Genomic DNA, 13,010 nt, shown 5'->3' on the forward strand with positions numbered 1-13,010 from the left:
CGCCACCGCAACCCGCAGGTGGCCGCCACCAGCAGATACCCGACGACGCGATCACCGCCACAGAGCTCGCCCTCGCCGAAGCCGAACGCCCGGCCGGCGCCCGGCCGGCCGACCTGGCCCCACGCGACGCCGACGGCGCGATCCAGCCGCTGGTCACGATCGTCACCGACAACGGCGGACCGTTCCGCTCGTTCCGCTTCGAGGCGTTCATCGCCACCCGACCCGAACTGCGGCACATGCGCACCAGGGTCCGCACCCCGGGCCAGAACGGCTCGCGAGAGCGCGGCTTCGGCTCCTTGAGGTACGAGAAGCTGTTCCTGGAGGAGATCCCCGACGCCCTCGACCTGGTCCGCCACGCCGAGGACTACCGGCTCGAGTACAACACCGTCCGGCCGCACGAGGCGCTCACCCGGAACCGGCCCCACGATGTGCGCACCGGCCTCGCGGACCCGCTCGTCCCCAACTTTCCCGGGCCCGAAAACCTGCCGGTTTCTTGACGCGGGACATCTTCCAGGGGCTGGTCGGTCGTCGGCAACCGTGTGGACCGCTCGCGGCGGCTGGAGCACCGGTTTCCCCCTTGTAGGCCGCAGACGCGGCTCAAGGAACTTCAGCAATAGGATGCTCGGCGCGATCGCAGATAGCCGGGAAGTGTGCAGAACAATGTGGAGCAAGGTGTTCAGGCGTGGGAGACCTGCCACCTCTCATCTCACTTGAGCTTCGCCTGGGCGGCTATTTGTCGTTGCCGTACCGAGAATAGTCGGGCCCCGCCGCACTCGGGGTTCGGGCGGGGCCGCGTATTCAGCCTGCACTCTGCCCACCGTACCGCCGACGTGCTACGCCACGGCCGCGGTGAAGACCACTGCAACGGCCTACAGCAGCGCCGCGGTGTCAGCACTGCCTCCTGCCCTGGGGGGCCGGCCGTCTCCAGTCCCCCACATGCCGGAGTCCGCGACCAGTGCATCCCACTCCGGGTCAGGCTGGCCGGGGACACTCCGACCGGCCTCACGCCACAAAAGGCTTAGATGGGCGTAGATCGGCATATTCAGAAAGTGCAGGACTGTTTCGACACTTCCCCGGCGCGGTCCCGGCACTGCTTTCGGCATCGTCACATACGAAGAACGATGCCTCCTGCCGTGGGACACGCCCGGCCGGCGGCATCCGGGCGGATGCCGGCCGAGACCCGCCGGTGGGCGGCGTGCCGCGGCACCGACGCGAGCCCGGCGGTTCCCCGGTGAACATGATCCGCCTCCGGCTTCGGGCCTTCCCGAAGCAACCCTGCCGGAGCGGTGGCCGGAAAAGCAGGATGGCGGGCAGCAGGGCGGAGTCCGAACGAGCGGCATCCCAGTGGCCGGGCTTCCTCGAGCACGGTCACACGGTCACCCGCCACTGCAGCGATGCCCAGGAAGGAAGGTTGGAGAACACGCGGCTCTGACCGGCCTGCACAGGACCCCGGGTTGTCGGGTGTTCGGGGCTTCCGCAGATCGGACAGGCGTGTGGTACTCGCTCTGATCACTGCGGACCTGCTGCCGGGCGGACCCGGCCCCCCACGAGCGCCCCGTCGCGGTCCGGACCGCAGACCAGGACGAGCGGCCCGTGGCCGCCCGTTGTGAGGTCCTCCCCGACGGCCGCCGCCCGGGACGCTCACCACGCCCGAGCGACTCCTGACCGCCGCCGGGCTCACCGACTCGCCGCCGGCCGGCATCCCGTTGTCCGCTGCGCCGACTGCGGAGACCTGCGGCGCGGCCGCCTCGCCCATGCACAAGGTGCGCACCCCGAAGACAACCGAAGGAACCAGCGGATCATCACATCGCCCGAATGCAAGAAAATCCTTCAGGCCATCTGGGCGTCATAACCGGCCGCAGCCAATCCATACACCTTGCGGCCCACTGCGCCATATGGCGGGGAGAGCAGGTTCGTGCGCGTGTCAGAGCCTCCGCGTACCGGAGATGCCCCAGAATCTGGAAACATCCAAGCAACAGCCAAACTATGCCCAGGCCATGAGGAGCGCGCGTGCCTAACCAGGAGTGGCTCCCCGACCAACCCGTCCGCGTCGGCCGCATCGACTGGCCCGAACACCAATCGGACGAGGCCTTCCTACGCCTGCAGACAGGTCAAACCGTTGTTCTGGACCGTCAGCCCTGGCAAGTCCTGGAAATCAACGAATATCCGTACTCCCAGTGGCCGAGGACCCATCAGGAATCTTGGTACGAACACGTAGAGCTGTGGAGTCATTCCGAAAATCTCCATGGCGTCCACAGGGCCACGATGCCCCCCGACCGGGCCAACTTCTACAAGCGCCCCGTCATCCTGGTTCTGCGCAATGAAAACGTCCCCAGATCCGCGCCGAAGCACTGGTGCGCGCCGGCCAGCCAGGACTGGCACGTCCTCCCGGAACACTACGCAGTGTGCCGGACCTGCGGCGAACTCCCGCCCTGTCGCAACGGAGAACACCGGTGGAACGGCGGCCCGCGCCGGACCGAGCACAGCGGATCCGCCCGCCTCATCGTCCCACCGGGATGCTGCATGGGATGCGCTGAGCCCATCAAACCCCGGACGCGAAGCGTCACCTTTCCCGGCGCCAATCTCTGGTATCCCGAACTCGGCGAAGGAAGCGCAATCTTCCACACACGCACCCGCTGCGTCGACCACGTCGAGGACTACCGCAGGGAATGGGAGACCTCATACATCCAAAAACCTCGCTACTCATCCAGCCCGCTGTTCCAGGAAACCCGGGAAGAAAATTCCGTTCCACCGAGGTCGCACCCGGCGGAGGATCGATTCAGGCTCGTTGAAGGATCTCTCCAAGCCGGCAGTTTTTCTCCCGCGGGAGATTCGCCAGGAATCCTGCGCCTACTGCACACAGGAACGGCGGACGTCCTTCCAGCGCCCTCCCTCCCGGTCCATCACCCGCAGCCCCGCGTCGCCGCCCAGCACTCCCTGCCCGGAGCGCGCCTCGAATCCGTCCCTCTCACACAAGTCCCAGGAACAACCGAGCACACCGGGCACCTCCCGGATCTGCGCAATCCGGAACAGGCCGCACGGGTGATCGAAGAGCTCACCACAGCCGTACGCAATATCGCCGCGTACCTGAACAGCGGAACCGGCGTGCAAACATACACAAGAATTCCATGACAATTCGCATTTCCGATGCCCCGCCGGAGCGCCTCCGACGCCGGCACGATCGCTGAATGCAAATACCACGGGCACGGAGCAGAAGACACCGATGCAGCCGTGCGGCCCCCGGCCCGGATCCACCACCGTCCTCTGTCGACATCCGGGCCGGTCCGGGCTTCTCGGCACCGACATGCCACACATGCACAGGGACAGACCACGGACCTGGCACATCGGGCGCCGCCAGTGCCGCGGCCACTGCCTTCCGGCCACAGCCGAGATCCGCGGTTCGCAACACCGGCCCGCGGCACCCGCCCACCCCGGTGCACACCGCGGCAGGTCCGCCGACTGCTCGATTCCGAGTGTGCCTGCAGACACGGCCCCGCCCCGACGCTGCGCCTGATCGCCCGCCCCCGATGCTGCTGCGTCTCACCGCTCCGCTGCGCCGGGAGAACATCTGCCGCGGTCTCGGCGGTGCGGGCCAGCAGGAAGGTCCCGGCTGCGGCCGGGGCCATCACCGGCATCGCGGCGGCCGGCGGCCGGCGGCCGAAAGGTCGCCGGCGCTGGTTTCGGCGTCGGCGATGAGCAGGGCGGGTGGGGCCTGGAGGGACGGACCCCGATGGTCGCGCCGCAACGGGCCGCCCACGTGGTGACGGCCACCGCCTGACGGCGAGGAGAGCACCGCGGTCGTCCACGCGGGTCCGGAGGCGTGGTCGAACAACCAGAAGGCCCGCCGCGCCAAGCCCACCGCAGGCCGGCTCGCGCAGCCTGCCGAGCACGGCGCGGAGGGGGCGCAGCGGGGGGTATGGGGTATGGGGAGTCACCGCTGTGCAGCAGTGCGCCCGATCGGTGGTGTGGAGCGCTGTGGCCGGGTCGGGGCTCGCCGTGGCGGGGTCTCGGGTGAAGCCATGGTTCGTGTCGTGCATCCGGCTTCGGACATTTTGCCGTCGTCCGGACCGCCGTGTCGCTGGTACAGGCGGTGTCGGAGTTTCACCGGCGTACGGCGCTGCCTTTCGGTGCGCAGGCGGCGCTGTCGTTCCGCGGCTGCGGGCGGTGGCCTGCGGCGGCGGTCGTCCGGCCGCTGGATTGCGGTGGTGCGTCACCGTGCGGCCCGCAGGCCGCAGCGGTGCCGGGCGGCTGGACAGGAATATGACGATCGGTCTATTTTGGTGGTGTGGGAGTCAAGGGTGAGGAGACGCGGGCGCGGCTGGTGCGGGCGACCCGGGATCTGGTCGAGGCGCGGGGGTACTACGGGACCGGGCTGAACGACGTCCTGGCTGCCAGTGGCGCGCCGCGCGGGTCGATGTACTTTCACTTCCCCGCGGGGAAGGACGAGATGGTCGCGTTCGCGCTCGCCGAGGCCGGCCGGGACATCGGGGCGCTCGTCGCGGGCGCCGCCGAGTCCGGGGAGCCTCCCGCCGATGTGGTGCGCCGGCTGCTGGGGGTGCTCGGCGACCGGATGGAGGAGTCCGGCTACGCCAAGGGGTGCCCGGTGGCGACCGTCGCGCTCGAAACCGCGGCGGGCCACGAGGGGCTGCGGCGGGCGTGTGCCGAGACCTATCAGGCGTGGCAGGACGCGCTCGCCGGCATGCTGGTCCGTCACGGCCGCGACAGTGCCGGGGCCGAGGCCGTGGCGTGCGCCGTCCTCGCCCTGATGGAGGGGGCGCTGCTGCTGTCGCGTGTCGCGCACAGCCGGACCCCGCTCGACCGGGCCGCCCGCGCCGCCGAACTGCTGATCGGCTCCGACACCGTCTGACACGGCCCGCGCGGGTCGACCCCGCGCGCGGGCCGCGCCATGACCAAAAAATATGTAGACCGGTCCATTTAATGCGGAAGGATTCCATGTCCAGTCCCGGCACCCTCGTCCTCGGCGCCACCGGCTTCATCGGCCGCTGGTACGTCCTCGAACTGCTCGCCCGCGGCGAACACGTCGCCGTCGGCCTGCGCGGTGGCGCCGCCCGCGACGGCGAGCTGCGCAGCTGGCTGACCGCCCGCGGCGCCGCACCGGACGCTCTCGCCGAGCGGCTCACCACGGTCGCCGCCGACATCACCCGGCCCGGCCTCGCCCTCCCGGCGGCCGACGACCACCGGCTCAAGGGCGTGCGCGACGTCGTCAACCTGGCGGCCCGCTACGCCTTCGGCCTCACCCGCGGCGAAGCCCGCGCGGCCAACGTGGACGGCGCGATCCACCCCCTGCACTGGGCCGCCGGCCGCCCGCAGCTGCGGCGGCTGGTCCACCTCTCCGGCTACCGGGTCGGCCGCAGCGCCGGACAGCACCATCCCCTGCCGGCCGCCGACGCCGACCGCCTCTACCGCGAGCTGGGCGCCTACGAGGCGTCCAAGACGGAGGGCGACATCGCCGTGCGCACCCTCGCACCACGGCTGGGCGTGCCGCTGACGGTGGTCAATCCCGGCGCCGTGATCGGGCATTCCCGCACCGGTGAGGCCGGTCAGTACCTCGGCCTGGCCACCCTCGTCGAACAGCTCTGGGAGCGGCGCCTGCCCGCCCTCGCGGGCACCCGGCGCACCGTCGTGCCGGTGGTCGCCGTGGACCACCTCGCCGCCTTCCTCGCCGAGGTCCCGCACCACGACAGGGAACCGCTGCACCTGCACACCGTGCTCGACCCGGCCACGCCGCCGCTGCCCGAACTCGTCGCCCTGGCCGCCGAACGCCTCGGCCTGCGCCCGCCCCGGCTGGTGCTGCCCGTCGGCCTGGTCCGCAGACTGCCACGCGCGCTGACCGGCGTCGACCCGGAGACGCTGTCCTTCCTCGCGGAGGACACCTACGACACCGCCTCCGCGGCCGCCCTGGCGCGCGCGGCCGGGCTGACCCACCCGCCGGTGCGAAGGCTCGTCCAGGACTGGGCCGCCCGCCTGGTCGCCGACCGGTTCCCCGGCGCCGCCGTGCCACCCGCGCCCGCCGTGGCCGCCGTACCCGCCGTGCACCCGTGAGAGCCGCCGGTCGATCACGGCGGGCCCGTGCTGTGGACGCCGCGTCCCGGGCCGGCCGCCGAGGGAAGGGCGGTGTCCGATGGGGACGTGGCCGGCGGAGCTGCGGGCTGCGGCGCAGGGGTTCCGGGGTTCCGGGGTTCCGGCGGGCGGGTGGACCGGGCGCAGCGGGCCGGGGAGACCGGGTTCGAGGGCGGGCAGCTCGGACGGTGGGTCGTGGCGCAGCGGGCCGGCCGGCCCGGTCCGCAGGCGGGTCGGCCGGGCCTGTCGGCGGCGCTCGGCGTCGGGCCGGACGCGGGCCGGTGGCGGCGGTGGGGGCGAGGTGGAAGGTGTCGGGTGCAGGCCGGGTCCGGCCGCGCGGGCGGGTCCGCGCGGGTCCCGCGCCCGCATGGCGTGCGGTTGGAGGTCGGCCGTGGGGCTGGGTGCGTTCCTTGACGACAGGACGGCGCGGCGGGGGAAGCTGACGCCGGGGCAGCCGGCGCGGCTCGCCGGGCGCCGTGTGGGGTGGGCGTCAGCGGCTGCGGCGGCGGTCGGCGTGGGCCTTGGTGAGATGGTGGTCGGCGCTACCGCGACGTGTCCTGCTCCCCCGTCCCCGGGGGTGGTGGTCGGTACTACCGCGACGTGTCCTGCTCCCCCGTCCCCGGGGGTGGTGGTCGGCACTACCGCGACGTGTCCTGCTCCCCCGTCCCCGGGTGGGGCGGGGGGCCGTGCGGTGGTCGGGCGCGGCGCCGTGTCGGGAGCTCAGATGGTCCCGCGCAGCTTGGCCAGGGCCTCGTTGAGGAGGATCTCGCCGTCTTCCTGGGTGCGGCGCTGCCGGACGTAGCCCAGGTGCGTCTTGTAGGGGGCGTGGCCCGGGGCGACGGGCACGTCGTCGGGGTCGGGGCCGGCGGGCAGGCCGCAGCTGCGGCAGTCCCACTCCTGCGGGATCGCCGCCTCGATCGCGAAGCTGATCTGGGTGTGGTGGCCGTTGCCGCACCAGAACGACACCGTTGTACGGGGGGCGAGATCGCCGCGCTCGGACTCCCCCATGGGTCCCGAACCGATCCGCGCACCCCTGATGCCGCCACGTCCCTGTGCCACGATCGCTCTCCTCGGCCATGTTGTCCACGCCTCGGGTGTGCGTGGAGACGCCCAGCGTACGGGCATCGCGGTCGGCTGTGGGACGCCGCCCGGCAGTGGGCTGTGCCGCGCGGGCCCCGGCCGCGGCCGGAACGGCCGCACACGCCGGCCCGGGAGCCTCCTTGGGGGCCCGGTGCACCTGCTCGTCGTTCTCCACGGGCAGGTGCCCGGCGAGGGTGCGCAGCAGCGCGTCCCGCGTCCCCGACGGGAGTGGTGCGGGGGCTTCGGGGTGGGGGGCCGGTTCCTCTGCGGGGAACGGTCGTGGGAGGCCGTGACGTGTCCTGCGAAGCCCTCCGAAGCCCTTCGAAGGCTCGGCGGGGCCGCGCCTGACCGGTGGGTGGGTGCGGGGGCTTCGGGGTGCGGGGGCTTCGGGGTGGGGGGCTTCGGGGTGGGGGTCGACCGGCGGCGGTCGGGGACTGTCCGGATCGGTCCTGCCTGCCGGTGGCCGGTCGGGTTCCCGGGGGTCGGGCCGTCGGAATCCGGCCGTCGGGTCCGGGTTGCGTCGTTCGAACCCCGGTCGAACCGGGGCGCCGGTGCCGTACGGGCGCTCGGTGTGTCGGGTGGTGGCCGTGGCCGGTGTGCCGGACGGGAATTGCGGTGACGGTGTGCTCCGGCGGCCGGCCGTCGGGGCCGTCCGCGGCGGGGGTGGTCGCCGTGCTGCAGGAGGGCGGGAATCGGGCGTTCCCGGCCTGGTCGGGCGGGTACGACGCGCGGCATGGGTGTTCATCTCATCACCGGTTCGGGTTCGGGTATCGGAGCGGCCGTGGCCGCCCTGCTGGCGCAGCGGGGTGAGGAGTTGTGGCTGTTGGCCAGGGACGCGGCGCGGGCGGAGCAGTTGCGGGAGGCGTTCCCCGGCAGTCGTACGCTGGTCGCCGATCTCGCCGAGCCGGCGGCGTTGGCCGCGGTCCTCGTGGGGCAGGGGGTCCCGGGGCGGCTGGACTCGCTGCTGCACGTCGCCGGGGTGATCGAGGCCGGGACGGTGGCGGAGCTGGGTGCCGGTCCCTGGTACGGGACGATGGCGGTCAACCTGTTGGCGCCCGCCGAGCTCACGCGGCTGATGCTGCCGGCGTTGCGGGCCGCGCGCGGGCACGTGGTGTTCCTCAACTCCGGTGCGGGGCTGCACGCTCCGCCGGGTCTCGGTGCCTATGCGGCCTCGAAGTTCGCGTTGAAGGCGCTGGCCGAGTCGTTGCGGGCCGAGGAGTACCCGCGGGGGGTGCGGGTCACGGCCGTCTATCCGGGTGAGGTCGACACGCCGATGCAGGTCCGGTTGCACGAGCGCCTGGGGCTGCCCTACGACCCGTCGGCGTGTCTGGCTCCGAGGTCGGTGGCCGCGACGGTGGTGGGTGCGCTGGACCTGCCGCGGGACGGCATGGTCAGCGATGTGATGCTCCGGCCCGGTTGTTGAGCTCCGGGCCGTCCTCCTCCCCCATCAGCGTGCGGTAGCCGGGCACGGTGGCGAGCAGCGTGCGGTGGGTGCCGATCGCGGGTCGTGTGCCGTCCAGGAAGAGCACCCGGTCGGCGCGGCGGGCGGGGCCGGGCCGGTGGGTGATGGTCACCACGGTGCCGGGGCGGGCCCGGAAGGCGTGTTCGGCGCGGAGCTCCGCGGCGGCGTCGAGGTGGCGGGTGGCCTCGTCCAGGACGACCAGGCGGGCGGTGGAGAGGTGGGCGCGGGCGAGGGCGATCAGTTGGCGCTCGCCCGCGGACAGTGCACCGGGGTCGATCCGGGCGTCGAGCCCGCCCGGGCGTTCGGCCAGTGCGGTGGCGCCGACGGCGGCGAGGGAGCGGGCCGCCTCCTCGTCGGATGCCTCGGGGGCCAGCCAGCGCAGGTTGTCGCCGAGCGGGCCGCCGAAGACGTACGGGTCCTGGGGCAGCAGCACGCGGGCGCGGGCCAGGTCCGGCCCGGGGATCCGGGTGAGCGGGATGCCGCCGAGCAGGACCAGTCCGCGGTCGGGCCGCACGATGCCGGTGAGGAGGTCGGCGAGCGTGGACTTCCCGATCCCCGACGGGCCGACCACCGCGAGGTGTTCGCCGTCTGCGAGGGCCAGGTCGAGGTCGGTGAAGACCGGTTCGGCGGTCGGGCCGTAGGCGTGGGCGACTGCCGTGAGCCGCACCGAGCCGTCTCCCGGTGTCGTCGGGAGGGCCGCCGCGGCCGCCGCGGCTGTCGTGGTCGGGGGTGTCGGGGCGGCGGGGGGTGTCGGGGCGGTGGTGCGGGGGTCGTTGCCCGGCCGGGCTGACGTGGTGGCGAGGCGTTCGGCCGCGACCGCCATCCGCAGCCAGGAGGCGCCGACGCCCTGTACGAGGAGCCGCAGCGCCGGTTCGAGCGTGCCGGTGAGGTAGGCGAGCACGCCCAGGACGGCGCCGGCGGTGAGCCCGCGCCGGACCAGTGCCGGTGCGGCCAGGACCACCAGGAGCAGCGGCAGGTGCGCGCCGGCGGCGACGATCAGCCGGCGCACGGCGGCCGTGCGGGCGAGTGCCCGGGCTGCGGCCGCGTTCGCGTCGACCGCGGCGAGCACCTCCTCCTCGGCCGTGCGGTCGGCGCCGCAGGCGACCAGGTCGCGCAGGCCCTGGACGGTGTCGACGAACCGCCGTGCCAGGTCCTCCTCGGTCGCGAACGCCTCCCGCTGCCGCCGTGCGGTGACCGGGGCCAGTGCGGCGAACAGCAGGAGGGCGGACAGCAGGGGCACGGCGACCAGGGCGGCCGCGGCCGGGGCGAGGACGGCCGTCCCGGTCACCACCGCGGCGACGGTCAGGGCGAACTGCGAGACCAGGAGGAGTTGTCCGGCCGCGGTGTCGCGCACGGCCTCGACTTGGCGGGTGAGTTGGGCGACGGCCACCGCGGCGGACCCGTCGGGCCGGCCGCGGGCCGCCACGGCGCGGTGGAGCAGCCCGGTGACCACCTCGCGCAGCAGTCGGTCGCGCATCGGTTCGACGAGGCGGGCCAGCCACGGGTAGGTCTGCCGGGTCGACCAGGCGCCGACGGCGGCGGCCAGCGCGAACAGGGCGAGCCAGCCGGCCGCCTGGAGCGGTCGGTGGCCGAGGAAGCCGCGGTCGACGGCGAGGGCCAGGGTCTTGCCCGCGGCGAGGGCGGGCAGTGCCGATCCGAGGGTCCAGCCGAGGAGCCGCATCAGGGCGCGCCGGTCGGTACCCAGTGCGGTGCGCAGCAGGCGCATCGCGGCGCGGCCCCCGGGCCCGTCCGCGGCCGGTGACGCGGCCGGGTGCAGGGTCGCCTGCGGGGCCGGGTACGGGGGCGGGGCCGGGTGGTCGGTGCGCGGGGGCATCGGCGGTGTCCTTCCGGGCGGTTCGCGGGCGGGGACGGCCTGGGGGTCACCGGACAGGGAGGCCCACGACGGAGGCCGGGCCCGCCCGGAGACGGGCGGGGCCGATCCGGAGGCCCACGGAGGCCGGGCGGCGATCCGGACCGGGGCATGCCGGCGGGTGTCCGGTGCGGTGCGCAGCGGGTGTGCGGCGGCGCGGTCCGCGGGCCGGTCCGCGGGCGGTGGCGTGGTCGGGGTCGGGTGCGGGGCCGGGGCCGGGTGGTCGGGGTCGCGGGCGGGGCCGGGTGGTCGGTGCGCAGCGGGGTCGGCGGCAGCGGCGGTGTCCTTCCGGGCGGGTCGGTGGATGCGCAGCGGTGCGCGGTGGTCGGTGCGCAGCGGTGCGCGGTGGTCGGTGCGCAGCGGTGCGCAGCGGTGTGCGGTGGTGTGCGGTGGTGTGCGGTGGTCGGTGCGCAGCGGTGGTGGGTCAGTCCGTGCCGGTGAAGACGGCGCGGTAGTCGGGGTGGGACCACAGTTCCCGGTGGGGTGCGAGGGCGCGGATCCGGCCGTGTTCCAGCCAGGCGACGGTGTCGGCGAGGGCGGCTGCGGCGGGGCGGCGGGTCACCGTCAGCCGGGTGCGTCCGTGCTGTGCCCGGAGGGCTTTCAGGACGGCGGCCTCGGTCGCCGAGTCGAGGCTGGAGGTCGCGTCGTCCAGTATCAGGAGGCGGCTTTCCCGGGCGAATGCCCGGGCCAGGCCGAGGCGTTGGCGTTCCCCTCCGGAGAGGGGGGCCGCGGTGGTCGGCGTGCGGTAGCCCTCGGGGAGGCGTCGCACGAACGTGTCGGCCCGGGCGGCGACGGCGGCGTCGCGGCTGCGGTGCCGGGCGGTGGGCGGAGCGCCGAGCACGATCGCCTCCTCGACGGTCGGTCCGTGCAGGACGGGGTCCGCGAAGGCGCAGGCGACGGCGGTGCGCAGGTCCTCGGGGCGGACGGTGCCCGGCGGGACGCCGTCGAGGAGCGCCGTGCCGCGGTCGGGGGTCAGCAGGGCGGCGGCGACGGCGGCGAGCGCGGAGGTCTCCTTGTCGTGGGCCCCGACCACGGCGGTCCACGAGCCGGCGGGCAGGTCCAGGTCGACCCGGTCCAGCAGTGTCGCCTGGCCGGCCCGGACGGTCACCTGCTTCAGTTCCAGTCGGCCGGAGCCTTCGGGGAGCGGCCGGTGCCCGCGCCGGGGCACCGGTGCTGCAAGCGTGTCGGCGAGCAGGACGGCGCCCGATCCGGCCCGGGCGACGTCGAGCAGGCTCTGCGCGGCGCCGAACCCGCCGAGGCCGATTCCGGCGTAGCCGAGCGCCGTGAGCATCCCGCCGACGCCGAGGGAGCCGGAGGCGACCGCGGCGCCGGAGGCGGCCAGCACGGCGAGCTGGGTGGCCGGTGCCAGCAGGGCGGCGGCGAAGGCGATGCTGCGCTGGCTGTCCCACATCGCGGTGCCCTGGCGGGAGAGTTCGGGGACGGGCTGCAGGACACGTTCGATCTCCTGCGGCAGGGTGGCGGACGCGGCGATGCTGCGGCTGCCGGAGACGGCGTCCAGCAGCCGGGTGGCGACGGCGGCCTGCGCCCGCTGGTAGCCCTCGCCGAGGCGGGCCGTCCGGCGGAGCTGGCGCCGGACCGCCAGGTAGCCGAGCGGGGCGGTGACGGCGAAGGCGAGCGCCGCCGGTGGTGCGAGGACGGCGAGGGCGGCGACGGCTGCTGCGGCCATCAGCAGTTGGGCGGCCGAGTACACCAGGGCGGGGGCGGCGAGGGCGGCCTGCGGTGCGCTGCCGGTGAGGCGGGCCGTCAGTTCGCCGACCGGCGGCCGGTGGACGGGCATGGCGTCGCCCGCCAGGGTGTGGCGGACCGTCTCCTCGCGGAGCCGGGCGGTGGCGTCGGCCGAGGCCCGCGGGCCGGCGTACTGGGCGAGGGTCTCTGCGGCCGTGAGTACCAGCAGGACGGCCGCGGGCGGGAGGGCGGCGGCGGTGCCGCCGCCGAGGGCCCGGTCGACGGCGCGGCCGAGGACGGCGGGCAGCAGCAGCGTCGCGGTGGTGCTCGCCGCCACGGACAGAGCCAGGACGGCCGCCCAGCGGCGGCCGTGGGCGAGCACCCGCAGCAGAGCGGCCGCGGCCCCGGCCGTGTGCCGCGGCCGGCGGGCAGACGCGGGCGCAGGCACGAAGGCGGGCGCAGGGGCAGGCACGGGCGCAGGCACGGGCGCAGGCACGGAGGCAGGGGCAGGGGCAGGGGCAGGGGCAGAAGCGGGCGCGGAGGCAGACGCGGGCGCAGGCACGGAGGCGGGCGCAGGGGCAGGCACGGGCGCAGGCACGGAGGCGGGCGCAGGGGCAGGCACGGAGGCGGGCGCAGGGGCAGGCACGGGCGCAGGGGTGGTGTCGGACCGGTCGTGCGCCGGGGCGTTCGCCGTCACGGAGTCGACGGAGTCGGTGGACATGGGCCCTCCCGGGGCAGTTGGCCGGCCGGCGTAGGAGTGGGCTTTACGGAGGGTCTGCGAGCAGGCCGCGAGCGGGCGCAGACGGACTGTGGGCGCGGGTGCAGGCGGGG

The 13,010-nt window shown here is 74.5% G+C and carries 8 protein-coding genes; 5 read left to right on the forward strand and 3 right to left on the reverse strand.

The annotated features are described in order from the left end of the window. Positions 1 to 236: 236 nt before the first annotated feature. The 4 genes from IE98_RS51505 (at position 237) to IE98_RS0137845 (ending at position 6,063) form a co-directional block, all read left to right on the forward strand. Positions 237 to 497, forward strand: coding sequence for an integrase core domain-containing protein (locus IE98_RS51505; RefSeq protein WP_052391494.1), 261 nt, complete (start codon positions 237 to 239; stop codon positions 495 to 497). Positions 498 to 2,010: 1,513 nt separating this feature from the next. After that, positions 2,011 to 3,132: a hypothetical protein gene (locus IE98_RS47285; RefSeq protein ID WP_078661626.1), complete on the forward strand. Its 1,122-nt coding sequence runs from the start codon at positions 2,011 to 2,013 to the stop codon at positions 3,130 to 3,132. 1,153 nt (positions 3,133 to 4,285) lie between these two features. Beyond that, the gene (locus IE98_RS0137840; protein WP_030276769.1) at positions 4,286 to 4,867 is read left to right on the forward strand and encodes a TetR/AcrR family transcriptional regulator; all 582 of its coding nucleotides are present in this window, start codon (positions 4,286 to 4,288) and stop codon (positions 4,865 to 4,867) included. A gap of 86 nt (positions 4,868 to 4,953) precedes the next feature. Next, a complete protein-coding gene (locus IE98_RS0137845; RefSeq protein ID WP_043176078.1) occupies positions 4,954 to 6,063 on the forward strand; it encodes an SDR family oxidoreductase in 1,110 nt (369 codons plus the stop codon). 738 nt (positions 6,064 to 6,801) lie between these two features. On the opposite strand, the gene IE98_RS0137850 is transcribed toward IE98_RS0137845, so the two are convergent. After that, a complete protein-coding gene (locus IE98_RS0137850) occupies positions 6,802 to 7,140 on the reverse strand; it encodes an RNA polymerase-binding protein RbpA (protein ID WP_078661627.1) in 339 nt (112 codons plus the stop codon). A gap of 754 nt (positions 7,141 to 7,894) precedes the next feature. Here IE98_RS0137850 and IE98_RS0137855 point away from each other — a divergent pair. Beyond that, complete coding sequence (locus tag IE98_RS0137855) at positions 7,895 to 8,584, forward strand: SDR family oxidoreductase (protein WP_030276775.1); 690 nt, start codon at positions 7,895 to 7,897, stop codon at positions 8,582 to 8,584. Here the strand turns inward: IE98_RS0137855 and IE98_RS0137860 are convergent. Together IE98_RS0137860 and IE98_RS0137865 are read right to left on the reverse strand one after the other, a co-directional pair. Further along, on the reverse strand, positions 8,553 to 10,457 hold the full coding sequence (locus IE98_RS0137860; RefSeq protein ID WP_052391495.1) for an ABC transporter ATP-binding protein: 1,905 nt from the start codon (positions 10,455 to 10,457) through the stop codon (positions 8,553 to 8,555). The genes IE98_RS0137855 and IE98_RS0137860 overlap by 32 nt on opposite strands. A 460-nt stretch (positions 10,458 to 10,917) precedes the next feature. After that, positions 10,918 to 12,627: an ATP-binding cassette domain-containing protein gene (locus IE98_RS0137865; RefSeq protein ID WP_234443842.1), complete on the reverse strand. Its 1,710-nt coding sequence runs from the start codon at positions 12,625 to 12,627 to the stop codon at positions 10,918 to 10,920. Between the last annotated feature and the right edge of the window lie 383 nt (positions 12,628 to 13,010).

Origin of the sequence: Streptomyces sp. NRRL B-24484 (assembly GCF_000717715.1) — a bacterium.
Classification (GTDB): Bacteria; Actinomycetota; Actinomycetes; order Streptomycetales; family Streptomycetaceae; genus Kitasatospora.